This window comes from Pseudomonas fluorescens, from assembly GCF_902498065.1.
Lineage (GTDB): Bacteria > Pseudomonadota > Gammaproteobacteria > Pseudomonadales > Pseudomonadaceae > Aquipseudomonas > Aquipseudomonas fluorescens_BJ.
On sequence record NZ_CABVIR010000003.1, the window covers coordinates 415,327 to 438,879 of the forward strand.

Genomic DNA, 23,553 nt, shown 5'->3' on the forward strand with positions numbered 1-23,553 from the left:
TATCACTTTGCTCGTATTGACCTTTCAGCGTTTTTGGGAACTTGTCTTTCGGTTTCCGGTCAATTTTCGCAGTGCTGAACTGCACGAGTTTGTAAGACGGAGGTTTTTTCGTATGACCAATTCTTTGCAACCTGCATATGCTCTGGTCCCGGGTGCGAACCTGGAGGCCTATGTGCACACCGTGAACAGCATTCCATTGCTGACGCCGGAGCAGGAGCGTGAACTGGCCGAGAGTCTCTACTATGAGCAGGATTTGGGGGCGGCTCGGCAGATGGTGCTCGCCCACCTGCGTTTTGTCGTACATATCGCCCGTAGCTATTCCGGCTACGGTCTGGCTCAGGCTGACCTGATCCAGGAAGGTAACGTCGGCCTGATGAAGGCCGTGAAGCGCTTCAACCCGGAAATGGGTGTGCGCCTGGTGTCGTTCGCTGTGCACTGGATCAAGGCGGAAATTCACGAGTTCATCCTGCGCAACTGGCGCATTGTGAAAGTCGCGACCACCAAGGCCCAGCGCAAACTGTTCTTCAACCTGCGCAGCCAGAAGAAACGCCTGGCGTGGCTGAACAACGAGGAAGTCCACCGTGTGGCGGAAAGCCTCGGCGTGGAGCCGCGGGAAGTGCGCGAGATGGAAAGTCGCCTGACCGGCCATGACATGGCCTTCGACCCGGCCGCAGAAGCGGACGATGACAGCGCTTTCCAATCGCCGGCCAACTATCTGGAAGACCACCGGTACGATCCGGCCCGTCAACTGGAAGATGCTGACTGGAGCGACAACTCCAACCACAACCTGCACGAAGCGCTGGAAGTGCTGGACGACCGCAGCCGTGACATCCTTTATCAGCGCTGGTTGGCTGAAGAGAAAGCCACGCTGCACGACCTGGCGCAAAAGTACAACGTGTCGGCCGAGCGTATTCGTCAGCTCGAGAAGAGTGCGATGAACAAGCTCAAGTTGTCGATCGCCGCCTAAGCTGCGAGAAGGCAATAAAAAACGCCCCGATCATTGATCGGGGCGTTTTTGTTTGTGCCCATTTATCCGGCTGGCGCCGGCCCCTGTGGGAGCGAGCCTGCTCGCGATGGCGTCAGGTCAGTCGGTACAGATGTTGAATAATCTACCGCTATCGCGAGCAGGCTCGCTCCCACAGGAGATTTGCAGTGTTATTGAGACCAAGGCGCCCGGCGCGAATCGTTGAGGCCCAGCAGATAGCTGTCGCCCCCCAACTGACTCATCTGCTGCCGGATCCAGCCAGCCCGTCGTGCAACATAGTTAGTCGGATGACTCGCACTCCAAAACCTTGGATTAGGCAGCACCGCAGCCAGCAAACTCGCCTGTTGCCGGGACAGCGACTTGGCGCCAACACTAAAGTGATGCCGAGCCGCCGCTTCCGCGCCAAACACTCCGTCATCCCACTCGACGCTGTTCAGGTACACCTCAAGAATCCGCTGCTTGGGCCAGAACACTTCGATCAGCCCGGTAAACCAGGCTTCCAGGCCTTTGCGCAGCCAGCTACGGCCAGACCACAAAAACAGGTTTTTCGACACTTGCTGGCTCAAAGTACTGGCACCGCGAACCGAACCACCCAGGTCGTTGTGCGCCAATGCGGCGCGGATCGCACCAATGTCAAAACCCCAATGCTCCGGGAATTTCTGATCCTCACCGGCAATTACCGCCACCTTCAGGTCGTCGGATATTTCATCCCAGGGTTTCCAGGTGCGTTGCAGATCAATGGGTTCGCCATCGAACCAGGATTCGATCTTGCGCTCGACCATCAGCGCCGTGCCCGGTGGTGGTACCACGCGAAAAATCAGCACCAGCAATACGCTGCCACCCGCGAACCAGAGCACGGCTTTTGTAAATCGTCGTAAAAATAAACGCAGCATAGAGATGGCTTGGCCGAACCCGTTGAGCGGGCCATTATACAGACCCTGTTGATCGAGTCTGACTGGAGTTCTTCATGCTGCGTGGCTTTCTGATGCTGGCCGCTTTCTTCGGCTTCACCGGCGTTGCCCTTGGTGCATTCGCCGCCCATGGCCTGAAAAACCGTCTGACGCCTGAATACTTGGCAATCTTCCACACCGGTGTCACTTACCAACTGGTGCACACCCTGGCCCTGTTGGGTATTGCGCTGGTGGCCACGCAGGTTCAGGGGCGCTTGATCACCTGGGCCGGCGCTTCGTTTGCCATCGGTATTGTGCTGTTTTCCGGCAGCCTGTACCTGTTGACCCTGACTGGCGTCAGCAAGCTTGGGATCATCACACCCTTCGGCGGCCTGGCATTCCTGGTCGGCTGGCTCTGCCTGGGCCTTGCCGCCTGGCGGTTGAGCTGACCGGGCGGTCCATTTCATGACGAATGGCTTGGGTCGCCAAGACTGATCGGGCTAGAATGCCAGCCCCTAAAAATGATGGCGGCATTCGGCATGCGCATTCAGTTGAACGGCGAATCCCTTGAACTGCCCGACGGTGAAACCGTTGCGGCCCTGCTGACCCGTCTGGAACTGACCGGACGCCGGGTGGCGGTTGAACTCAATCTGGATATCGTCCCGCGCAGCCAGCATGCGGACACCACGTTGAACAACGGCGATAGCGTCGAAGTGGTTCACGCCATCGGCGGCGGCTAGTCGCCCGGCCCGCAAGGGCACAGAATTCTGCAAGAACCTCACCCCTACAGAGGATTTCCCATGAGCATCGTTCGTAGCGACAAGCCTTTCGTCCTGGCCGGTCGTACTTACCAGTCGCGTTTGCTGGTAGGCACCGGCAAGTACCGCGACATGGAAGAAACCCGCCTGGCCATCGAGGCCTCGGGTGCCGAGATCGTCACCTTCGCCGTGCGCCGCACCAACCTCGGCCAGAACCCGGGCGAACCGAACCTGCTCGAAGTCCTGTCGCCGGATCGCTACACCTTCCTGCCTAACACCGCCGGTTGCTTCGACGCTACCGAAGCTGTGCGCACTTGTCGCCTGGCCCGTGAACTGCTCGGCGGCCACAACCTGGTGAAGCTGGAAGTGCTGGCGGACCAGAAAACCCTGTTCCCCAACGTCATCGAAACCCTCAAGGCCGCCGAAGTGCTGGTCAAGGAAGGTTTCGACGTGATGGTGTACACCAGCGATGACCCGATCATCGCCCGTCAACTGGCGGAAATCGGCGTTATCGCGGTCATGCCGCTGGCCGGTCTGATCGGCACGGGCCTGGGGATCTGCAACCCGTACAACCTGCAGATCATCCTCGAAGAAGCCAAGATCCCGGTACTGGTTGATGCCGGTGTCGGCACCGCTTCCGACGCCACCATTGCCATGGAACTGGGTTGCGAAGCGGTGCTGATGAACTCGGCCATCGCCCATGCCCAGCAGCCGATCATGATGGCTGAAGCCATGAAACACGCCATCGTTGCAGGCCGCCTGGCCTACCTCGCCGGCCGCATGCCGAAAAAACTCTATGCCAGCGCCTCTTCGCCGCTGGATGGTCTGATCAAGTAAGAGCCATTGATGACTGAATCAAACGACACGCCAATCCAGACGGAAGAAGGCGACGAGCGCCAACACCGCCGCATCAAGAGTTTCGTGATGCGCGCCGGGCGCATGACCGAAGGCCAGCAACGCGGCCTGGACCAGGGCACGCCGCTGTTTGTGCTGCCATTGGCTGATGCACCGGTGGACTTCGACCAGGTGTTCGGTCGCTCGGCACCGCGCTCGCTGGAAATCGGTTTCGGCATGGGCCATTCGTTGCTGGAAATGGCCGCTGCCTCGCCGGAACAGGATTTCATTGGCGTGGAAGTGCACCGGCCGGGTGTCGGTGCGCTGCTCAATGGCGTGCTGACTCAGGGCCTGACCAACCTGCGGGTCTACGATTGCGACGCAATCGAAGTGCTCAACCGTTGCATCGCCGACAACAGCCTCGATCGCCTGATGCTGTTTTTCCCGGACCCGTGGCACAAGAGCCGTCACCACAAGCGCCGTATCGTTCAGGCGTCGTTCGCTGAACTGGTGCGCAGCAAGTTGAAGGTCGGCGGTATTCTGCACATGGCCACCGACTGGGAACCGTACGCCGAGTACATGCTGGAAGTGATGAACGTGGCGCCGGGTTATCGCAACCTGGCCGAAGACGGCAAGTGCGTGCCGCGCCCGGCTGAACGGCCGATCACCAAGTTCGAACGCCGTGGCGAACGTCTTGGGCATGGCGTGTGGGATTTGAAGTTCGAAAAGCAGTCCTGAACGGTAATACAAAAACCTGTGGGAGCGGGCTTGCCCGCGATAGCGGTCTGACAGTCAACGTGGATGTTGAATGTTACGGCCTCATCGCGGGCAAGCCCGCTCCCACAATGTTTTGTATGTGCTCAAATTCAGCGGCGGTCGGCCACTACGCCGATCAGCACCAGCACCACCAACAACACCGGCGCCAGGCTGTAGTTGTTGAACTGGCTCAGGCCTTTGATGATCCACGGCGTGGCGTAGATCAGCGCGAGGCCGCTGCCGACCATGCACACCAAGGCCATCAGCGGGACGCGCAAGGCGCCGGCGATGCTGCCCAGGCGTTGGTCGACCCAGCCCTTTATGTCCGCGCCAAACAGCACCAGCAAACAGCCCACCAGTGCCAGAGAGATCTCCGACAGGTTGCTGCGGCTCCAGCGGGAGACGGTGGCGAGCAGGTCGAGTATCAAATCCATTCGTTTTCCCTTAAGGCTGAAATCAGCTCAGAAATTTCTGCAGCAAGTCATTGAGGAACAGTTGCCCGCGCTCGGTGGCCGCCAGACGTGACGGTTCGACCTGCAACAAGCCGCTTTGTTCGGCCTCGAGGCGGCCTTCGGCGAAGCTTTCCAGACTCAGGCCGGTCCGCTCCGGGTACAGCCGCGATTCGACGCCCTCGGTCAGGCGCAAGGCGTTCATCAGGAACTCGAACGGCATTTCTTCATTGGTCAGCGCTTTCTCGCCCGCCTTGAAGCTTTTCGCCGGGTTCAGGTAGTCCTTCGGCAGGCGCGTCTTCCAGGTGCGCACGATGCGCCCGTCCGGATGACTGAGCTTGCCGTGGGCGCCGGCGCCGATGCCGATGAAGTCACCGAAGCTCCAATAATTGAGATTGTGCCGCGCCGGACGCCCGGGCTGGGCATACGCCGAGACTTCGTATTGCGCGTAACCGTGCTCGGCGAGCAACGCCTGGCCGGCTTCCTGAATGTCCCACAGTGTGTCGTCTTCCGGCAGCGTCGGAGGCTGGTTCCAGAACACCGTGTTAGGTTCCAGCGTCAGCTGGTACCAGGACAAGTGGGTCGGATTCAAAGCGATGGCCTGACGCAGGTCGTTCAGGGCGTCGTCCAGCGACTGATCGGGCAAGCCGTGCATCAAGTCCAGGTTGAAGTTGTCGAACCCGGCCTGACGCGCCATGCCGGCGGCACGCACCGCTTCATCGCCGTTGTGAATCCGCCCCAGTGCCTTGAGTTTTTCTTCCTGAAAGCTCTGGATGCCGATCGACAGGCGATTGATGCCCAATGCGCGGTAAGCAACAAACTTCTCTTGTTCGAAGGTGCCCGGATTGGCTTCCAGGGTGATTTCGATATCACTGGCAAACGCAATGCGCTGCTCGACGCCTTTGAGCAAACGGCCCAGTGCCTCGGCGCTGAACAGGCTCGGCGTGCCGCCACCAAAAAAGATCGAACTCAACTCACGGCCGTAAACCGCGTGCAGGTCCTGATCGAGGTCGGCCAACAAGGCGTCGACGTATTCCTGCTCCGGCAGCACCGGGCTGGCGGTGTGGGAATTGAAGTCGCAATAAGGGCATTTGCGCACACACCACGGGATGTGGATGTACAACGCAAGGGGCGGCAGCACGGGAAGCGCGGCCCTAGGCGATTGTGCGGCGCCGCCGAAGATCAGCGGCGATGCGGATGAGTCGTGGGTCATTTCAAACCCAGACGCTGGCGCAGCAGATCCATTGCACGGGCGCGGTGACTGATTTGGTTCTTGTCGCTCGGGCTCAGCTCGGCGCTGGAGCAATCGCGTTCCGGCACCCAGAACAGCGGATCGTAACCAAAACCGTGCTCACCACTGGCCTGGGTCAGGATGCGCCCATGCCACAGCCCTTCGCAAAGGATCGGCAGCGGGTCATCAGCATGACGCACCAGCGCCAGCACGCAAACGAACTGTGCGCCGCGCTCGGCTTGCGGCACATCCTTCAAGGCATCGAGCAGTTTGGCGTTGTTCGCCGCGTCGCCCTGGCCATCGGCATAACGGGCCGAGTAGATCCCCGGCGCACCGCCAAGGAAATCCACCGCCAGCCCCGAGTCGTCGGCCAGCGCCGGCAGGCCGGAAATGCGCGCAGCGTTACGGGCCTTGAGGATGGCGTTCTCGACGAACGACAGACCGGTTTCTTCAGGCTCGACATTGCTGAACTCGCCGATCGAGCGCAGTTGCACCGAGTCGCCGAGCATGGCCTGGAGTTCCTTGAGTTTGCCGGCGTTGTGGCTGGCCAGTACGAGTTGCGTGAAGTTGATCATTCGCCGGGGAAAAGCTCTTGGTTGAAATTGATGGTGTTGATTTTGTCACCGTTCTGCACCTTGATCTCGAAGGTGCGGACTTCCTGCTGCTCGACCGGGTATTGAGCGATGTAGTAGACCGCGCCCTGTTCGGTGATCTGCTTGAACTTCAATGGCACAGTCTGGCTGGTGAGGTCTTTGACCGTACCGCTGACGTTAGAGATCAGCGGTTTGCCGTCCTTGATCACCGAGACGTTGATCACGCCCTGGTTCTTGCTGCGGATCAGCTCGGCCGATTTGGCGATGTCCGGTGTCAGGAACGTGGAGTTGAAGGTGTTGTAGTGCACCGTCACGTCGCCAAAGGTTTCCTGGCGCTCGCCCTTGATGATGTCGGCAGCCATCGCGGTGACGCTCAGGCAGGCAGTAACTAAAAACAGTGCTAGACGACCCATGATCGTTCTCCTTGGAATGTCGTGGTTCAGACCGCGACCTTGTGATCCTGCAGCCCTGGACTGCTGACGCGGTAAATACCGATCTCACCTAACAGATTAGGCCATAGCTTACTGGCCCACCCGTGCCGATGCTGTTGATCCACGGCAAGCCGATCAATGACCTTGGCTTCACGTTCGCGGCAAAGTGCTTCAAAGTCTTCGAAGGTGCAGAAGTGGATGTTCGGCGTGTTGTACCAGGTGTACGGCAGAAACTCCGACACCGGCATCCGGCCCTTGCTTGCCAGGTACCAGCGGCAGCGCCAGTGACCGAAGTTGGGGAAGGTGATGATGCACTGGCGACCGACCCGCAGCATTTCGTCGAGGATCTTGTCCGGATAGTGCACGGCTTGCAGCGCCTGGGTCATGACCACGATGTCGAAGCTGTTGCTGGCAAAGTTGCCCAGGCCCTTGTCCAGGTCCTGCTCGATGACGTTGATGCCCTTGGCCACGCACTCGGCGATGTTGTCCGGGTCGTTTTCCAGGCCGTAGCCGGTGACTTGCTTGTGGTCCCGCAGCCAGGTCAGCAGCTCGCCGTCACCGCAACCGAGGTCGAGCACGCGGCTGCCGGCGGGGATCCATTCCTGGATGATTTCCAGATCAGCTCTCATGGCTTTCTCACAACGAAATACGGTTCATGTAGTTGCTGAACGCCTGCAAGTAACGCGGGATCGGAATCAGGAAGGCGTCGTGGCCTTGCGGAGCGTCGATCTCGAGGTAGCAGACGTCCTTCTTGGCCGCCATCAGCGCGTCCACCAGTTCCCGGGAGCGGGCAGGGGAGAAGCGCCAGTCGGTGGTGAAGGACATCACGCAGAACTTGGCCTTGGCATTGGCGAAGGTTTTCGCCAGGTCATCGTCAAAGTTGGCTGCCGGGTCGAAGTAGTCCAGCGCCTTGGTCATCAGTAAGTAGGTGTTGGCGTCGAAACGCCCGGAGAACTCTTCACCCTGATAACGCAGGTAGCTTTCGACCTGGAACTCGACACTGTGGAAGTCGTAGTTGAGCTTTTCGCTCTTCAGGCCGCGGCCGAATTTTTCGCCCATCGAGTCATCGGACAGGTAGGTGATGTGCCCGACCATCCGCGCCAGCATCAAGCCGCGCTTGGGGATCACGCCCGCTTCCTGGAACGAACCGCCGTGGAATTCGGGGTCGGTGAGGATCGCCTGGCGTGCGACTTCGTTGAAAGCGATGTTCTGCGCCGACAGTTTCGGTGCCGAGGCGATGGCCAGGCAGTGACGAATTCGATCGGGGTAGGTGATGCTCCACTGCATCGCCTGCATGCCGCCGAGGCTGCCACCAATCACGGCGGCCCATTGGCTGATGCCGATCCGGTCGGCCAGACGTGCCTGGCTGTGCACCCAGTCTTCCACGGTCAGTACCGGGAAATCGGCGCCGAACGGCTTGCCGGTTTCCGGGTTGATGCTGCTCGGGCCGGTGGAACCGTTGCAACCGCCGAGGTTGTTCAGGCTGACCACGAAGAACTTGTTGGTGTCGATCGGCTTGCCGGGGCCGATGCAGCTGTCCCACCAGCCGGGCTTGCGGTCGTCGGGGCTGTGGAAACCGGCGGCGTGATGGTGACCGGACAAGGCGTGGCAAATCAGCACGGCGTTGCTCGCCGTGGCATTCAGCGTGCCGTAGGTTTCGTAAATAAGGTCATACGCTGGGAGCGAACGGCCGCAGGCCAGGGCCAGAGGTTCGCTGAAGTGCGCCACTTGCGGCGTCACCAGACCAACAGAATCGGCGGGAAAGGCAGTTGGCATCGACCCTGCTCTCGTTGAAATGAGGCGTAAGTCTAAAGACCGGTGGGGTTAGCGGCAAGCGAAGGCCGGGCCTCAATTCATTCAGTTAGACCGAGGCGCGCCCATCGCGGGCAAGCCCGCTCCCACAGGTATTGTGCAACTCCTGTGGGAGCGGGCTTGCCCCGCGATGAACGATGACTCGGTTTAACAGGTTATCGCCCGCTTCAGATCAGCCCGAGCAGCCCTTGCGGCATCAGCGCAAAGTAGGCCAGGCGCGGGATCAGCCAGCTTTGCAGCAACTGGATCACGATAAACGCAAAGATCGGCGAGATGTCGAGACCACCCAGGTTCGGAATGATCCGACGGAACGGGGCGAGTACCGGTTCGGTAATCTGCGCGACCAGCTCGGCGCCCGGGTTGTGGCTCCCCGGGGCGACCCAGGACAGAATCACGCTGATGATCATTGCGTAAAACAGAATGTTCAAAAACAGCGAGAACAGCGCAATCAGAGACCAAGGCACCAACAGCAACCAGTCGACCATGAAGCCTTTGAGCGCCAGGATGACCGCGATCAACAGCATCTGCACGATCAGCGCCAGCACCAGCGACGACATATCCAGCCCGAACATGCTCGGGATGACCCGGCGCAGCGGTTTGAGCAGCGGCTGGGTGGCCTTGACGATGAACTGGCAGAGCGGGTTGTAAAAGTTCGCCCGGACCAGTTGCAGGATGAAACGCAACAGCACGATCAGCAGGTACAGGCTGCCCAGGGTTTTGATGATGAAAATGGCAGCGTCATTGAGTCCGAGCATCATTGATTCCTTTGTAAGAGCTGATTAGCGGCCAAGTTGCTCAGCCATCTCGGCCGAGCGGTGCGCAGCGGCGCCGAGTGCTTTTTCCACCAGCGCTTCGAAGCCGCCAGCCTGGAACGATTTGATTGCAGCTTCTGTAGTGCCCGCCGGCGAAGTTACACGGCGACGCAGTTCTGCCGCGTCGACATCGCTGGCAACCGCCATGTGCGCGGCGCCCAGGGCGGTTTGCAGGGTCAGTTGCGCGGCGATATCGGCCGGCAGACCGAGCTTCACGCCGGCGGCGGTCATGGCTTCGATCAGCAGGAAGAAGTACGCAGGGCCCGAGCCGGAGACGGCGGTGACCGCGTCCAGTTGCTGTTCTTCGTTCAACCACACGGCGATGCCAACGGCCGACAGCAGCTCTTGCGCCTGTTGGCGTTGTTCTGCGGTGACTTCGGCGGTGGCGAACAAGCCGCTCACGCCCTGACGCAGCAGCGCCGGGGTGTTGGGCATGCAGCGCACGATCGGTTGCGCGCCGAGCCAGTTGTTCATGCTGGCGCAGGTGATCCCGGCGGCGATCGACACCACCAGTTGATTCGGTTTCAAGCTCGGGCGAAGTGCTTCGCAGACGGCTTTCATCGCTTGCGGTTTGACTGCCAGAACAACGACGTCGGCGCCTTGAATGGCGTCGGCGTTGTCGGCGAATACGTCGATGCCGTGTTCGGCGTTCACTTTGGCGCGGGTTTCAGCGCCCGGATCGCTGGCGCGTAGCTGCGCGGCGTCCAGACCTTTGGCGCGCAGGCCGCCGATCAGGCTGGCGGCCATGTTGCCGGCACCGATAAAGGCAATACGAGTGTTGCTCATGTCAGGTCCTTATAAAAGAAAGCCATCAAGGTTGGCTGTAATCACGGGCGCCAAAGAGAGCCGTACCGATACGGACCCATGTGGCGCCTTGAGCGATGGCCGACTCGAGGTCGTGGCTCATGCCCATGGAAAGTGTGTCGAGCGGCAGGTTCAGGCTGGCTTGCAGGCTCTGCACGGCCGCAAATGCGGCGTCCTGGGCGGCGCGATCTTCCGTCGGCTCGGGAATCGCCATCAGCCCGCGCAGTTTGATGCGTGGCAGTTCACTGATGGCCTTGGCCAAAGCCGGCAGGTCGGCCGGGGTGCAGCCGGATTTGCTGGCTTCACCGCTGACGTTGACCTGGATGCAGATGTTCAGTGGCGGCAGATCGACAGGACGTTGTTCGGACAGCCGTTGTGCGATTTTCAAGCGATCCACGGAATGCACCCAGGCGAAGTGCTCGGCGATAGCCCGAGTCTTGTTCGATTGAATGGGGCCGATGAAGTGCCAGATCAAGGGCAGGTCGGCCAATTCGAGCTGTTTGCTCAGGGCTTCCTGCAAGTAGTTTTCGCCAAAGTCGCGCAGTCCGGCGGCATGCGCTTCGCGCAGGGCCTCGGCGGGCTTGGTCTTGCTCACGGCCAGGAGCTGGACGCTGTGCTCGTCGCGGTGGGCGGCAAGGGCGGCAGCCCGGATGCGTGAACTAACCAGGGCAATGTTGTCTGCTATCGTGGACATTCAAGAGGCGCCAGCGGGTCTGAGGTTGGCGGCATTCTACTGGAATTGAGGAGTGCTATGGATATCACTGAGCTGCTGGCTTTCAGCGCCAAGCAGGGCGCGTCCGACTTGCACCTGTCGGCCGGCCTGCCACCGATGATTCGCGTCGACGGCGATGTACGACGCATCAATCTGCCAGCCCTGGACCACAAGGAAGTTCAGGAGCTGGTCTACGACATCATGAACGACACCCAGCGGGTGGACTTCGAGAAGCACCTGGAAACCGATTTTTCCTTTGAAGTGCCGGGTGTTGCGCGTTTTCGGGTCAATGCGTTCAACCAGAACCGGGGCGCCGGCGCGGTGTTCCGGACCATTCCGTCGAAGGTCCTGAGCATGGACGACCTGGGGATGGGGGAAGTGTTTCGCAAGATTACCGACTCCCCCCGTGGCCTGGTGCTGGTCACCGGCCCGACCGGTTCCGGCAAGTCCACCACCCTGGCGGCGATGATCGATTACCTGAATAACAATCGTCATCACCACATCCTGACCATTGAAGACCCGATCGAGTTCGTCCACGAATCACGCAAATGCCTGATCAATCAGCGCGAAGTCCATCGCGATACCCGCAGCTTCGCCACGGCGTTGCGCTCGGCGTTGCGGGAGGACCCGGATGTGATTCTGGTGGGCGAGATGCGTGATCTGGAGACTATTCGTCTGGCGCTGACGGCTGCCGAGACCGGTCATCTGGTGTTTGGCACGTTGCACACCACGTCGGCGGCGAAAACCATCGACCGGGTGGTAGACGTGTTTCCGGGGGATGAGAAGTCGATGGTGCGTTCCATGCTGTCCGAGTCATTGCTGGCGGTGGTGTCGCAGACGCTGGTGAAGAAGATCGGCGGCGGGCGCATTGCGGCGCATGAAATCATGCTGGGGACATCGGCGATCCGTAACCTGATCCGCGAGGATAAAGTGGCGCAGATGTACTCGTCGATTCAGACCGGTGGGAATCTGGGGATGCAGACGCTGGATATGTGCTTGAAGGAATTGGTGACCAAGGGTTTGATCAGTCGCGAGCATGCGCGGGAGAAGGCGCGGTCGCCGGATAATTTTTGACCGGGAGATGTGTAGTGCTTTCAATGGCCCCTTCGCGGGCAAGCCCGCTTCCACAAGGATTTATGGCGTACACAAATTGTGTGAACACCTCTGAAACCTGTGGGAGCGAGCCTGCTCGCGATGGGGGCATCATGGCCAAAAAAAATCCCGGATCAGATCCGGGATTTTCAAATCAACGCTGAACAACCTGCAGCGTGTTCTTCTCTTTCGGCAGAACCCGCTTGGCTACCACGTAGTGGCTTTCCCAGTACGGTTTCTTCAAAGTGTCGATGGTCACCGACTTGCCACGGCGTGGTGCGTGGATAAAGCGGTCATTGCCCAGGTAGATGGCAACGTGATTGACCCGGCGGCTCTTGATGTTGAAGAAAATCAGGTCGCCCGGCTTCAGATCCTTGCGATCGACTTTCTCGCCATGACCGCTGGCCATGGCGTTCGAGGTGCGCGGCAGGTCAAACGTGGCATCGTTGAACGCGTATTTCACCAGGCCGCTGCAATCGAACCCTTTACTTGGGCTGCTGCCGCCCCAACGGTAAGGTGTACCGAGGACGTTGACGGCACGGCTCAGCACATTGCTGCTTTCTTTGTTCGCCATCGGCGGGACAAGCTTGCTGTTGGCTTTGCTCAGCGAAGTCGATGGCTTGGCCGTTTGTTTGTTTTTGCTCGAAGGAGCAGAAACATGGGATTTTGGGGTGTAACCATTAACGTTAGGAAGACGTTGCTCACGATTGGTGGCGTGGGCGGCCAGTGGCATCAAAAGGCAAATGGTTAGCCATGTCTTGAAAAATGGACGCATTAGGCAAGGCTCATATGGGTTAGCGCGAAACTTTATAACAGCTTTTTTTGTCATTCCGAGGCCGTTGGTCGATTCAACCTGGCGGTCAACGGAACCAAATACGCTGCAAATGGACGCCATTGTCGGACAGAAGTCAGGTGCTATAAGGGTTTGACGGCAGACAAGGTAACACTTGCCATACGTCGGCCACCTGTAAAAAAGTCACAAAGAATTCAAGAATATTTATCTATCGTGTGATTCGAGGCCATTCATGAACACCTATCAACACCCCGTTCCACATCAAGATACCCACAGCAAAGTGATCGGATACCTGCTGTGGATTTTCGGTTTTACCGGCGCTCACCGCTTTTATTACGGCAAACCGGTGACCGGGACGATCTGGTTCTTCACCTTCGGTTTGTTGGGTATAGGCTGGCTGATCGACGTCTTTCTGATCCCGGCCATGGACCGCGAAGCGGACCTGCGTTTTACCCCCGGGCCGATCGAATACAACGTCGCGTGGATTCTGCTGACGTTTCTCGGGGTGCTCGGCGTGCACCGGATGTATCAGGGGAAGTGGATCAGCGGGTTGCTGTACCTGGTGACGGGCGGTTTGTTCTTTCTGGGGGTTTTGTATGACTTCTGGACGCTGAATGATCAGGTGTCAGTGCGCAACGCGCAGAATCGCGGCACTTTCCAGTAAGTCATCGCCACCAGGCTGGCTCCCACAGAGGATTTGTGTTGTTCACAGATCCTGTGTGGGAGCTAGCACTGCTAGCGATTGGGACTGCTCAGTATCAAGCCTGGTGGCTGATCCGCCCATCCACTAGCGTGTAACGCACCACGCCTGGCAGGCTATGCCCAATGAACGGGCAGTTCTCACCCTTGGACAACCAGGTTTCACCGGCCACGGTCGAAGCCGTCGGGTCGAACAGCACGATGTCCGCCGCCCCACCCACCACCAGTTTCCCCGCCGGCAAGCGCAATGCTTCAGCAGGCCCGGCACTCAGGCGTGCCAGCAGCGTCGGCAGATCCAGCAAGCCATCCTCCACCAGCGTCAACGCCAATGGCAGCAACAGTTCAACGCTGCTGATACCCGGCTCGGTGGCACCGAACGGCGCCAGTTTGGCGTCCCGCTCATGGGGTTGGTGATGGCTGGAAATCGCCGAAACCACTCCCGACTTCACCGCCTCACGCAAGCCATCGCGGTCGGCGCGGGTGCGCAGCGGCGGCTGGACGTGATAGAGGCTGCTGAAGTCGATCAGTGCTTCATCGGTCAGGATCAGCTGATACAACGCCACATCGGCGGTCACCGGCAGTCCACGGGCCTGAGCCTGAGCGATCAGGGCCACGCCGCGAGCGCTGGTGAGTTGGCTGAAGTGCGCGCGCACGCCGCTTTGCTCGACCAGCAGCAGATCCCGGGCCAATGCCACGGTTTCGGCGGTTTCCGGAATCCCCGGCAAACCGAGGAAACTGGCGGTCGGGCCTTCGTGCGCCAAGCCACCTTCGGCCAGATCATGGTCCTGCGAGTTGAAAATCACCGTCAGGTCGAAGGTCGCCGCGTACTCCAGCGCCCGGCACAGCGTGCGGGTGTTGCGGAAGCTTTCCAGACCGTTGCCGAACGCCACGCAACCGGCGTCGCGCAAAGCCACGAGCTCTGCCAGTTGCTCACCCTCAAGGCCTTTGCTCAAGGCACCGATCGGGAACACCTTGGTGTTGCCGGCCTCGCGGGCGCGGTCGAGGATCAGTTCGGCCACGGCCGAGGTGTCCAGCACCGGTTTGGTTTTTGGCGGGCAGCACAGACTGGTCACGCCACCGGCGGCGGCCGCGCGGGTTTCGCTGACGATTGAACCTTTGCGGCTGTAGCCCGGCTCGCGCAGGGCGACGTTCAGGTCGACCAGCCCCGGTGCGGCCACCAGGCCTTGGGCGTCGAGGGTGTCGACGGCAACGAAACCGGCCGGTGCGGCGCCAAGGGCGACGATCTTGCAGGCTTCGATGTGGATATCAGTCACTTGATCCAGCCCGCTGACTGGATCGATCACGCGGGCGCCGAGAATGCTGAGCTTCACTGGGCGTTCTCCTGCTCGAATTGGCGCTGGGCAGTCTGCCCGCTCATGGCCATGGACAGCACGGCCATACGAATCGCGATGCCGTAGGTCACCTGGTTGAGAATCACCGAATGCGGACCGTCGGCCACCGCCGACTCGATCTCCACGCCCCGGTTGATCGGGCCCGGGTGCATGACGATGCAATCCGGTTTGGCGCCGGCGAGGCGTGCGGTGGTCAGGCCGAACAGGCGGTAGAACTCACCTTCGCTCGGCAGCAGGCCACCGGTCATGCGTTCACGTTGCAGGCGCAGCATGATCACCACGTCGACGTCTTTCAGGCCTTCGGTCATGTTGGTGTAAACCTTCACGCCGTATTGCTCGATGCCGATCGGCAGCAGGGTTTTCGGCGCGATCACGCGGATGTCCGGGCAACCGAGGGTTTTCAGCGCCAGCATGTTCGAGCGCGCGACCCGCGAGTGCAGGATGTCGCCGACGATGGCTACCGAAAGGTTTTCGAAACCGCCCTTGTGCCGACGAATCGTCAACATGTCGAGCATGCCTTGGGTCGGGTGGGCGTGACGGCCGTCGCCGCCGTTGATGATCGCCACTTGCGGGCACACGTGTTCGGCGATGAAGTGCGCAGCGCCGGAATCACCGTGACGCACGACGAACATGTCGGCGGCCATCGCTTCCAGGTTGCGCAGGGTGTCGAGCAGGGTTTCGCCCTTGCTCGCCGACGATGTCGACACGTTCAACGTGATCACGTCGGCCGACAGCCGTTGGGCGGCCAGTTCGAAGGTGGTGCGGGTGCGGGTCGAGTTCTCGAAGAACACGTTGCACACGGTCTTGCCGCGCAGCAACGGGACCTTCTTCACGGCCCGGGCGCCAACTTCGAGGAACGAGTCGGCGGTGTCGAGGATTTCCGTCAGCAGCTCGCGGCGCAGACCGTCGAGCGAGAGGAAGTGGCGCAGCTGGCCCTGATCATTGAGCTGCAGCGGGCGCTTGGTTTCTAGAGGCGTCATCGCGAGGGGGACTCTCAATAGGGCGAATTAAAGGGCGAGGTCTTGCAGTTCGAGCTTGAGCTCCGGGCCGGACAGTTTCACGCGCTCGTGGGCCGCCAGCGACAAGGTCGCGCCCACGACGTTCGGGCGGATCGGCAGTTCGCCGGCGTCCAGGTCCAGCAGGCATACCAGCGTCACGCTGGCCGGGCGGCCGTAGTCGAAAAGTTCGTTCATGGCGGCGCGGATGGTGCGGCCGCTCATCAGCACGTCGTCGATCAGCACCAGGTCCTGGCCTTCGATCTCGAACGGCAGCGCGGATGGGCGTACTTGCGGGTGCAGGCCGTTCTGGCTGAAGTCGTCGCGGTAGAAGGACACGTCCAGCGTGCCGAGCGGCGCATCGCTGCCCAGTTCTTCGAGCAACGCCTGGGCGACCCAGACGCCACCGGTACGAATACCGATGTAGCGCGGTTCGCTGATGCCACGGTGTTCCAGATGTGCCTTGAGACGGATCGCCATCTGGCTGATCAGTTCGGCGGGATTGGGCAGGCTCATGGTTGCTCCTTCTTGGGCCCGGGCCGGGTGGTGCTGGAGGTGGCCCGGGTTGTCGCTATAGAGAGTCGCTTGTTACGGCTCTTCAGGATTCGAACAGTGCGCTGTTTTCGTCGAGCCAGCCTTGCAGCAGCAGGGCGGCGGCGATGGCGTCGACCGGGTTGTCGCGGTAACTGCCTTTTTGCCCGCCACGATCACGTCGTTCGCCCTTGGCTTCAAACGTGGTGAGGCGTTCATCGTGGGTATAGAAGGGCAGGTTGTAGCGGCCGTTGAGGCGGCGGGCGAACTTCTCGGCGCGCAGGCACATGTCGCTCGGCGTGCCGTCCATATTCAATGGCAGGCCGACCACCACGGCATCGGGTTTCCACTCTTTAATGAGCGCTTCGACCTGATTCCAGTCGGGCACCCCGTTTTGCGCCTTCAACGTGCACAACTCGCGGGCCTGGCCGGTAATCACCTGGCCGACTGCCACGCCGATCTGTTTGGTGCCGTAGTCGAAACCCAGAATCAGACGCAGGGCCATCAGGCGTGTCCCGCCTGACTGGTGAGCAGGCTGAGATTGACGCCCAGGTGCTTGGCCGCCGCTTCGAGGCGCAGTTCGCTGCTGGTGTTGAACAGGATGTCGGCATCGAACGGGCAGGTCAGCCAGGCGTTGTCGGCCAGTTCGGCCTCAAGCTGCCCGGCTTCCCAACCCGCATAACCGAGAGCGATCAGGCTTTTGGCCGGACCGACACCGTCGGCGATGGCGAACAATACGTCCTGGGAGGTGGACAACGACAGGTCGCCTTCCAGATCAACGGTCGCCTGAAACTGCTTGCCCGACGGGTGCAGGACAAAACCGCGATCAGTCTGCACCGGGCCGCCGATGAAGATCGGCACATGCTGGCAGAGCATCGGCGGTTCGATATCGGGGCGCAATTGCTCGAGGATATCGGCCAGGTTCAGGTCTTGCGGACGGTTGACCACCAGCCCCATGGCACCATTGGCCGTGTGCTCGACGATGTAGGTCAAGGTGTGCGCAAAGTTCGGGTCGGCCATGTGCGGCATGGCGATCAGGAAGTGATGCTTGAGGTAGCTGGGGCTGACGTTTTTCATGAGCGCTAGTGTGGCGTTGGAGGGGCGAACTGACAAGCTGGGGATGCGTAGGAAATGCCGCAAATCCCGACAACAATTGATTCCCTGTGGGAGCGGGCTTGCCCGCGATGAGGGCGCTACATTCAAAATCAATGTGTCAGAAAGACCGCTTTCGCGGGCAAGCCCGCTCCCACAGGGTTATGCATCGTGACTAATTACTGAAGAGGCGATCCCCGCGCGCGAACTTCCACGTCCGGATGATTTCCAGTCGGTCGATGTCCGACAAATCCCCGGTAAACGGCGAAAACGGCGCTGCCAGCCTTACGATCCGCTGTGCCGCCTGATCCAGCAGCGGTTGCCCGGAGGACTCGAGCACCAGCACTTCATACAGCGAGCCGTCGCGGTTGATCGAGACCATCAAGCGCAGATTGCCGTAAATCTGTTGGCGCCGCGCTTCGTCGGGGTAATTGAGGTTGCCGATGCGCTCGACCTTCTTGCGCCATTCGTCCTTGTACCAGGCGCCCTTGTCTTTCATGGTCGAAGCGGCGCTCAGACGGTGAATGCGCGGGCGCTTGGCGTATAGCTGTTGTTCGTTGGCCAGTTCCGCTTCGAGGCTGGCGATGTCGCTGGACAACTGTTCACTGTCGAACGTCGGCGCGGCGACCGCAGGTTTGGTCACGGGTTTGGGTTCTTCGGTCTTGGCTGCGGCTTTTTTCGGTTTCGGTGCGACAGTGGTCACGGCAGCCTTGGGCGGCGCTTCCTGCACTTCAGGCTTGGCGGCCGGCGGTGGCGTGACTTTTTGCACCTTGTTGTCCTGGAACGGCGCGACCTCGGTGGTCTTGGGAATCGCCTTTTTATCCAGGGTACCGCTGCCTTCCTGATTTTCCTGGGCGAGAAAGTCAGCCTTTGCCGGCTTCTTTTCGCTCTTGAAGGTGGCGAGGGTGATTTCCAGGGTTTTGCTGATTTGCTTGGGTTCGACCATCGTGAATCCGACGCCCAACAGCAAGGCCAGGTGAATCAGCGCCGCGAGAAACAGGGTAAATCCGAGGCGATCGGCCGGGCGCACACCACGGTGGGCGAGTTCGGCGGGCAGATCGGACGGAAGTGTCATGACAAGAAAACCAACATCGCGTTTTTCACAGGCCGCGCATGATAACGCAATGTTGGTTCGATCCTGGCTGTTCTATATCAACGAGCCTTGAGCTTCTGATCGATGGCATCCATCAGCATCCCGCCTATGTCGGTGCCGAACGCATTATCAATCTCGCGAATGCAGGTCGGGCTGGTGACGTTGATTTCCGTCAGGTGCTCGCCAATCACGTCCAGGCCTACGAACAGCAGGCCTTTCTCGCGCAGGGTCGGGCCGACTTGCGCGGCGATCCAGCGGTCTTTCTCGGTCAGCGGACGGGCTTCGCCACGACCACCGGCCGCGAGGTTGCCACGGGTTTCGCCGGCGGCCGGAATCCGCGCCAGGCAATAATCCACCGGCTCGCCGTCGATCATCAGGATGCGTTTGTCGCCGTCGACAATCGCCGGCAGGTAACCCTGGATCATGATCTGCTGCTTGCCGTGCAAGGTCAGGGTTTCGAGAATCACCGACAGGTTCGGGTGGCCGGCGGTGTGACGGAAGATCGAAGAACCGCCCATGCCGTCCAGTGGCTTGAGGATCACGTCGCCGTGATGATCGGCGAACTCGCGCAGTACGTCCGGGCGACGGCTGACGATGGTCGGCGGCGTGCACTGCGGAAACAGCGTGGCGAACAGTTTTTCATTGCAGTCACGCAGGCTCTGCGGCTTGTTGACCACCAGCACGCCGGCGCGCTCGGCCTGCTCCAGCAGGTAAGTGGAGTAGACGAACTCCATGTCGAACGGCGGATCCTTGCGCATCAGGATCACGTCCAGATCGCTCAACAGCGCGTCCGTCTCGGCTTCCAGTTCGAACCATTTTTCCGGGTTGGCGAAGACTTTCAGCGGCCGCATCCGCGCCCGCGCTTGACCTTCGGCCTGATACAAATCGCCCTGTTCCATATAGAACAGTTCCCAACCGCGCTTCTGTGCGGCCAGCAGCATGGCCAGCGAGCTATCCTTTTTATAGGAGATGCTGGCGATAGGGTCCATGACAATCCCGACGCGAACGCTCATGGGTTTTTCCTCGAAATGGGGTGGTCCGAAAGGACACGAAAAAGTGGCGTCAGAGTGGCGCCGAGTGTGTTCCCGGTCAAGGAAAAACCACCGCGCCAGTCCCCCGATAGATTGCATTTGGAGACTGTGCTAAAAAGGCTGCCATATCGTTCTGGCCCTTAAACATCAAGGGTTTCGAGCCTCCGGTTATCGGAAACGGACAAATTGATTCGCAAAGGCGACGGCAGAGCATCTATGGACCAGCATTCCAGCGCCTTGAAGGTCATGGTGATCGACGATTCGAAGACGATTCGCCGCACCGCCGAAACGCTGCTGAAGAACGTGGGGTGTGAGGTCATCACGGCCATCGACGGTTTCGATGCCCTGGCCAAGATTGCCGACAATCATCCAGGCATCATTTTCGTCGACATCATGATGCCGCGTCTGGATGGCTATCAGACCTGCGCTTTAATCAAGAACAACAGTGCGTTCAAGTCCACGCCAGTGATCATGCTGTCGTCCAAGGACGGGCTGTTCGACAAGGCCAAGGGGCGCATCGTCGGTTCCGACCAGTTTTTGACCAAGCCTTTCAGCAAGGAAGAACTGCTGAACGCGATCCAGGCCCATGTACCGGGCTTCGCCGCCGTTTTGCCGCAGTAGGACACGCACAGTGACGCTCGGCCAGCGGGCCCGGCGTCGACAAGAAGAATGGGGAAAACCATGGCACGTATTCTGATCGTCGATGATTCGCCGACCGAAATGTACAAATTGACCGGCATGCTGGAAAAGCACGGTCATGAAGTGTTGAAAGCCGAAAACGGCGCCGACGGCGTGGCCCTGGCCCGTCTGGAAAAACCCGACGCGGTGCTGATGGACATCGTCATGCCCGGCCTCAACGGTTTCCAGGCGACCCGCCAGTTGACCAAAGACCCGGAAACCGGGCACATCCCGGTGATCATCATCACCACCAAGGATCAGGAAACCGACAAGGTCTGGGGCACACGCCAGGGCGCCAAGGATTACCTGACCAAACCGGTCGACGAAGACACCCTGATCAAGACCCTGAACAACGTGCTGGCCGGTTGATCTCCCGACCATGACCGAGTCGCTGACCGCCTTCGAACTGCTGCTGCAGATCGACCAGCGTTGCCGTCTGCTGGCGGCGGACCTGCCGTCGCAGCCGACCCGACAGGACAGTTGGAGCGGCATCGGTTTTCGTTTGGGTGAGGCTTGGTATGTCGCGCCGATGGGTGAAGTCAGCGAAGTCCTGCACGAGCCGCGGTTCACGCAACTGCCGGGGGTCAAACCGTGGGTGAAAGGCGTGGCCAACCTGCGCGGGCGCTTGCTGCCGATGATGGATTTGTGCGGCTTCTTTGGCCATGAGCTATCGACTGTGCGTAAGCAGCGGCGGGTATTGGTGGTGGAGCATAACGAGGTGTTTGCCGGGTTGATGGTCGATGAGGTTTTCGGCCTTCAGCACTTTGCCCAGGACAGTTTGCAGCCGGTGAATAACGTGAGCGGCCCGATTGCACCGTTCATCAAAGGCCGGTTTCAGCGTGAGCAGAATTGGCAGGTGTTCAGCCCGTTCGCGCTGGCGCAGTCGCAAAGCTTTATGCACGTAGCGCTGTAACCCCCGATCCCTTGTGGGAGCGAGCCTGCTCGCGATTGAACGATAACGCGGTGTTCCTGAGACACCGCGGCGCCTGAATCGCGAGCAGGCTCGCTCCCACAGGAGAACTTCGATGGGCATTAGGGTGTTGGTTAACAGGCGAGGACCGATGATAAAAGCAAAAACAGGCAAGCCGGAAGGGTCGCGCAGCCGGTCGCAGATCATCGCGCTGTTCATCGCGCTGATTGTCTTCATCATGCTGCTGTTCGCCAACTTCGCTTATCTCAACACCCAGTCTTCGTACGACAAACAGTACATCGGCCACGCCGGTGAGCTACGCGTGCTGTCCCAGCGTATCGCCAAAAACGCCACTGAAGCCGCCGCCGGCAAGGCTGCGGCGTTCAAGTTGCTGAGCGATGCACGCAACGATTTTGCCCAGCGCTGGGGCTATCTGAAGAAAGGCGACCCTTCCACCGGGCTGCCGCCGGCACCGGCCACCGTGCGCCCGGAAATGCGCGCCGTGCAGTTGGATTGGGAGCGTCTGCTGAAAAACACCGACGCCATCCTTTCCAGCGAACAGACGGTTTTGTCGCTGCATCAAGTCGCCGCCACGCTGGCCGAAACCGTGCCACAGTTGCAGGTCGAATACGAAAAAGTCGTCGAAATCCTCCTGCAACGCGGCGCACCTGCCGCTCAGGTCGCGATGGCCCAGCGGCAGTCGTTGTTGGCCGAACGTATCCTTGGCGCGGTGAACACCGTGCTGTCCGGCGACGAAAGTTCGCAACAGGCCGCCGATGCGTTCGGCCGCGACGCCGCGCGTTTTGGCCAAGTGCTCACGGGCATGCTCCAGGGCAATCCGGCGCTTAAAGTCAGCCAGGTCGAAGACCAGGATGCCCGTGCCCGACTGGTCGAGATTTCCGAGCTGTTCGAATTCGTTTCCGGTTCGGTCGATGAAATCCTCGAAACCTCGCCGGAGCTGTTCAAGGTCCGCGAATCGGCGACCAATATTTTCAGCTTGTCGCAAACCCTGCTCGACGAAGCCTCGCACCTGGCCACCGGGTTCGAAAACCTTGCCGGCGGGCGCAATACAGACACCATTGGCGGCTACGTACTGGGTCTGGCGGCGCTGATGTCGATCATCCTCATCGGTATGGTGATGGTACGCGAAACCAACCGTCAGCTGCGCGAGACGGCCGAGAAGAACGAACGCAACCAGAATGCGATCATGCGCCTGCTCGACGAGATCGAAGACCTCGCCGACGGCGACCTGACCGTGACCGCTTCGGTGACCGAAGACTTCACCGGGACCATCGCCGATTCGATCAACTATTCCGTGGACCAGCTGCGCGATCTCGTGGCAACCATCAACCTCACCGCCGGCCAAGTCGCCGCCGCCGTGCAGGAAACCCAGGCCACCGCCATGCACCTGGCGCAGGCCTCGGAGCATCAGGCGCAACAGATCAGCGAAGCCTCCACCGCGATCAACGACATGGCACAGTCCATCGATCAGGTCTCGGCCAACGCCGCCGAATCTTCGGCGGTGGCCGAGCGTTCCGTGGAAATTGCCAACAAGGGCAACGAAGTGGTGCACAACACCATCCACGGCATGGACAACATTCGCGAACAGATTCAGGACACCGCCAAGCGCATCAAGCGTCTGGGCGAGTCCTCCCAAGAGATCGGCGACATTGTCAGCCTGATCGATGACATTGCCGACCAGACCAACATACTTGCGCTCAACGCGGCAATCCAGGCGTCCATGGCCGGTGATGCCGGACGCGGTTTTGCGGTGGTGGCCGACGAGGTGCAACGGCTGGCCGAGCGTTCGTCCGCCGCGACGCGGCAGATCGAAACGCTGGTGCGGGCGATCCAGGCCGATACCAACGAAGCGGTGATTTCCATGGAGCAGACCACCACCGAAGTGGTGCGCGGTGCGCGTCTGGCGCAGGATGCCGGTGTGGCCCTGGAGGAAATCGAAGGCGTGTCGAAAACCCTCGCGGCATTGATCCAGAGTATTTCCAACGCGGCCCAACAGCAGACGTCTTCGGCCGGGCAGATTTCCCTGACGATGAACGTGATCCAGCAGATCACCACGCAGACCTCGTCCGGCTCCACCGCCACGGCCGAGAGCATTGGTAACCTGGCGAAAATGGCCAGCCAGTTGCGACGCTCGGTGTCCGGTTTCACCTTGCCGGCCGCCAAGGCGCAGACTGTGGATAAAGTGTGAAGCGCCCGCGG

General features: G+C 60.3%; 29 protein-coding genes. 11 read left to right on the forward strand and 18 right to left on the reverse strand.

Annotated elements, in window-relative coordinates:
* Positions 1–112 precede the first annotated feature (112 nt).
* Positions 113–967, forward strand: coding sequence for an RNA polymerase sigma factor RpoH (rpoH, locus tag F8N43_RS14680; protein ID WP_007897890.1), 855 nt, complete (start codon positions 113–115; stop codon positions 965–967).
* A gap of 188 nt (positions 968–1,155) precedes the next feature.
* On the opposite strand, the gene mtgA is transcribed toward rpoH, so the two are convergent.
* Positions 1,156–1,878, reverse strand: a complete 723-nt coding sequence (gene mtgA, locus F8N43_RS14685; protein WP_150653964.1) for a monofunctional biosynthetic peptidoglycan transglycosylase — start codon at positions 1,876–1,878, stop codon at positions 1,156–1,158.
* 74 nt (positions 1,879–1,952) lie between these two features.
* On the opposite strand from mtgA, the gene F8N43_RS14690 reads away from it, so the two are divergent.
* From F8N43_RS14690 to trmB, 4 genes are all read left to right on the forward strand, one after another.
* Positions 1,953–2,324: a DUF423 domain-containing protein gene (locus tag F8N43_RS14690; RefSeq protein WP_150632767.1), complete on the forward strand. Its 372-nt coding sequence runs from the start codon at positions 1,953–1,955 to the stop codon at positions 2,322–2,324.
* A 90-nt stretch (positions 2,325–2,414) separates the two neighbouring features.
* Entirely contained in the window at positions 2,415–2,615 is a 201-nt protein-coding gene (thiS, locus tag F8N43_RS14695) for a sulfur carrier protein ThiS (RefSeq protein WP_191630134.1), read from the forward strand.
* Positions 2,616–2,675: 60 nt separating this feature from the next.
* Positions 2,676–3,470, forward strand: a complete 795-nt coding sequence (locus F8N43_RS14700; RefSeq protein WP_008068101.1) for a thiazole synthase — start codon at positions 2,676–2,678, stop codon at positions 3,468–3,470.
* A 9-nt stretch (positions 3,471–3,479) separates the two neighbouring features.
* Positions 3,480–4,205 (forward strand): tRNA (guanosine(46)-N7)-methyltransferase TrmB, encoded by a 726-nt coding sequence (gene trmB, locus F8N43_RS14705; protein WP_150653965.1) that lies wholly within the window; start codon positions 3,480–3,482, stop codon positions 4,203–4,205.
* Between the two features lie 128 nt (positions 4,206–4,333).
* Here trmB and F8N43_RS14710 read toward each other — a convergent pair whose 3' ends face one another.
* The 9 genes from F8N43_RS14710 to F8N43_RS14750 all read right to left on the reverse strand — a co-directional run bounded on the left by F8N43_RS14710 (position 4,334) and on the right by F8N43_RS14750 (position 11,049).
* Positions 4,334–4,657, reverse strand: a complete 324-nt coding sequence (locus F8N43_RS14710; RefSeq protein ID WP_017341283.1) for a DUF3392 domain-containing protein — start codon at positions 4,655–4,657, stop codon at positions 4,334–4,336.
* A gap of 22 nt (positions 4,658–4,679) precedes the next feature.
* Entirely contained in the window at positions 4,680–5,885 is a 1,206-nt protein-coding gene (hemW, locus tag F8N43_RS14715) for a radical SAM family heme chaperone HemW (protein ID WP_150632769.1), read from the reverse strand.
* Positions 5,882–6,478 (reverse strand): RdgB/HAM1 family non-canonical purine NTP pyrophosphatase, encoded by a 597-nt coding sequence (rdgB, locus tag F8N43_RS14720; protein ID WP_150637999.1) that lies wholly within the window; start codon positions 6,476–6,478, stop codon positions 5,882–5,884. The genes hemW and rdgB overlap by 4 nt, the downstream gene beginning before the upstream one ends.
* Positions 6,475–6,909: a DUF4426 domain-containing protein gene (locus F8N43_RS14725; protein WP_150632771.1), complete on the reverse strand. Its 435-nt coding sequence runs from the start codon at positions 6,907–6,909 to the stop codon at positions 6,475–6,477. The genes rdgB and F8N43_RS14725 overlap by 4 nt, the downstream gene beginning before the upstream one ends.
* Positions 6,910–6,935: 26 nt before the next feature.
* The gene (metW, locus tag F8N43_RS14730; RefSeq protein ID WP_046029734.1) at positions 6,936–7,556 is read right to left on the reverse strand and encodes a methionine biosynthesis protein MetW; all 621 of its coding nucleotides are present in this window, start codon (positions 7,554–7,556) and stop codon (positions 6,936–6,938) included.
* Positions 7,557–7,563: 7 nt separating this feature from the next.
* The gene (metX, locus tag F8N43_RS14735; protein WP_150632772.1) at positions 7,564–8,703 is read right to left on the reverse strand and encodes a homoserine O-succinyltransferase MetX; all 1,140 of its coding nucleotides are present in this window, start codon (positions 8,701–8,703) and stop codon (positions 7,564–7,566) included.
* A gap of 203 nt (positions 8,704–8,906) precedes the next feature.
* On the reverse strand, positions 8,907–9,494 hold the full coding sequence (locus F8N43_RS14740) for a YggT family protein (protein WP_150632773.1): 588 nt from the start codon (positions 9,492–9,494) through the stop codon (positions 8,907–8,909).
* 24 nt (positions 9,495–9,518) lie between these two features.
* Positions 9,519–10,337: a pyrroline-5-carboxylate reductase gene (gene proC / locus F8N43_RS14745; RefSeq protein WP_150632774.1), complete on the reverse strand. Its 819-nt coding sequence runs from the start codon at positions 10,335–10,337 to the stop codon at positions 9,519–9,521.
* Positions 10,338–10,362: 25 nt separating this feature from the next.
* A complete protein-coding gene (locus F8N43_RS14750; RefSeq protein ID WP_150632775.1) occupies positions 10,363–11,049 on the reverse strand; it encodes a YggS family pyridoxal phosphate-dependent enzyme in 687 nt (228 codons plus the stop codon).
* Between the two features lie 57 nt (positions 11,050–11,106).
* On the opposite strand from F8N43_RS14750, the gene F8N43_RS14755 reads away from it, so the two are divergent.
* The gene (locus F8N43_RS14755) at positions 11,107–12,141 is read left to right on the forward strand and encodes a type IV pilus twitching motility protein PilT (RefSeq protein WP_150632776.1); all 1,035 of its coding nucleotides are present in this window, start codon (positions 11,107–11,109) and stop codon (positions 12,139–12,141) included.
* A 172-nt stretch (positions 12,142–12,313) separates the two neighbouring features.
* On the opposite strand, the gene F8N43_RS14760 is transcribed toward F8N43_RS14755, so the two are convergent.
* Positions 12,314–12,934 carry a C40 family peptidase gene (locus F8N43_RS14760; protein ID WP_150632814.1) on the reverse strand — a complete coding sequence of 207 codons (621 nt, stop codon included), beginning with the start codon at positions 12,932–12,934 and terminating at the stop codon, positions 12,314–12,316.
* Between the two features lie 250 nt (positions 12,935–13,184).
* On the opposite strand from F8N43_RS14760, the gene F8N43_RS14765 reads away from it, so the two are divergent.
* Positions 13,185–13,616 (forward strand): NINE protein, encoded by a 432-nt coding sequence (locus F8N43_RS14765; protein WP_150632777.1) that lies wholly within the window; start codon positions 13,185–13,187, stop codon positions 13,614–13,616.
* 94 nt (positions 13,617–13,710) lie between these two features.
* On the opposite strand, the gene F8N43_RS14770 is transcribed toward F8N43_RS14765, so the two are convergent.
* The 7 genes from F8N43_RS14770 to gshB all read right to left on the reverse strand — a co-directional run bounded on the left by F8N43_RS14770 (position 13,711) and on the right by gshB (position 19,727).
* A complete protein-coding gene (locus F8N43_RS14770) occupies positions 13,711–14,982 on the reverse strand; it encodes a dihydroorotase (RefSeq protein WP_150632778.1) in 1,272 nt (423 codons plus the stop codon).
* Positions 14,979–15,983, reverse strand: a complete 1,005-nt coding sequence (locus F8N43_RS14775; protein WP_123357320.1) for an aspartate carbamoyltransferase catalytic subunit — start codon at positions 15,981–15,983, stop codon at positions 14,979–14,981. The genes F8N43_RS14770 and F8N43_RS14775 overlap by 4 nt, the downstream gene beginning before the upstream one ends.
* A 27-nt stretch (positions 15,984–16,010) precedes the next feature.
* Positions 16,011–16,514: a bifunctional pyr operon transcriptional regulator/uracil phosphoribosyltransferase PyrR gene (pyrR, locus tag F8N43_RS14780; RefSeq protein ID WP_008026190.1), complete on the reverse strand. Its 504-nt coding sequence runs from the start codon at positions 16,512–16,514 to the stop codon at positions 16,011–16,013.
* 82 nt (positions 16,515–16,596) lie between these two features.
* A complete protein-coding gene (ruvX, locus tag F8N43_RS14785; protein WP_007945492.1) occupies positions 16,597–17,034 on the reverse strand; it encodes a Holliday junction resolvase RuvX in 438 nt (145 codons plus the stop codon).
* Positions 17,034–17,606: a YqgE/AlgH family protein gene (locus F8N43_RS14790; protein ID WP_150632779.1), complete on the reverse strand. Its 573-nt coding sequence runs from the start codon at positions 17,604–17,606 to the stop codon at positions 17,034–17,036. Before F8N43_RS14790 ends, ruvX begins: the two co-directional genes overlap by 1 nt.
* Before the next feature lie 190 nt (positions 17,607–17,796).
* Positions 17,797–18,696 carry an energy transducer TonB gene (locus F8N43_RS14795; RefSeq protein ID WP_150637994.1) on the reverse strand — a complete coding sequence of 300 codons (900 nt, stop codon included), beginning with the start codon at positions 18,694–18,696 and terminating at the stop codon, positions 17,797–17,799.
* Between the two features lie 77 nt (positions 18,697–18,773).
* The gene (gene gshB / locus F8N43_RS14800; RefSeq protein ID WP_150632781.1) at positions 18,774–19,727 is read right to left on the reverse strand and encodes a glutathione synthase; all 954 of its coding nucleotides are present in this window, start codon (positions 19,725–19,727) and stop codon (positions 18,774–18,776) included.
* Between the two features lie 234 nt (positions 19,728–19,961).
* On the opposite strand from gshB, the gene pilG reads away from it, so the two are divergent.
* The 4 genes from pilG to F8N43_RS14820 all read left to right on the forward strand — a co-directional run bounded on the left by pilG (position 19,962) and on the right by F8N43_RS14820 (position 23,542).
* On the forward strand, positions 19,962–20,366 hold the full coding sequence (gene pilG, locus F8N43_RS14805) for a twitching motility response regulator PilG (RefSeq protein WP_027926573.1): 405 nt from the start codon (positions 19,962–19,964) through the stop codon (positions 20,364–20,366).
* Between the two features lie 60 nt (positions 20,367–20,426).
* Positions 20,427–20,792 (forward strand): twitching motility response regulator PilH, encoded by a 366-nt coding sequence (gene pilH, locus F8N43_RS14810; protein WP_150632782.1) that lies wholly within the window; start codon positions 20,427–20,429, stop codon positions 20,790–20,792.
* Between the two features lie 10 nt (positions 20,793–20,802).
* The gene (locus tag F8N43_RS14815) at positions 20,803–21,336 is read left to right on the forward strand and encodes a chemotaxis protein CheW (RefSeq protein ID WP_150632783.1); all 534 of its coding nucleotides are present in this window, start codon (positions 20,803–20,805) and stop codon (positions 21,334–21,336) included.
* Positions 21,337–21,484: 148 nt separating this feature from the next.
* Entirely contained in the window at positions 21,485–23,542 is a 2,058-nt protein-coding gene (locus F8N43_RS14820) for a methyl-accepting chemotaxis protein (RefSeq protein ID WP_150632784.1), read from the forward strand.
* The last annotated feature ends 11 nt before the right edge of the window (positions 23,543–23,553 follow it).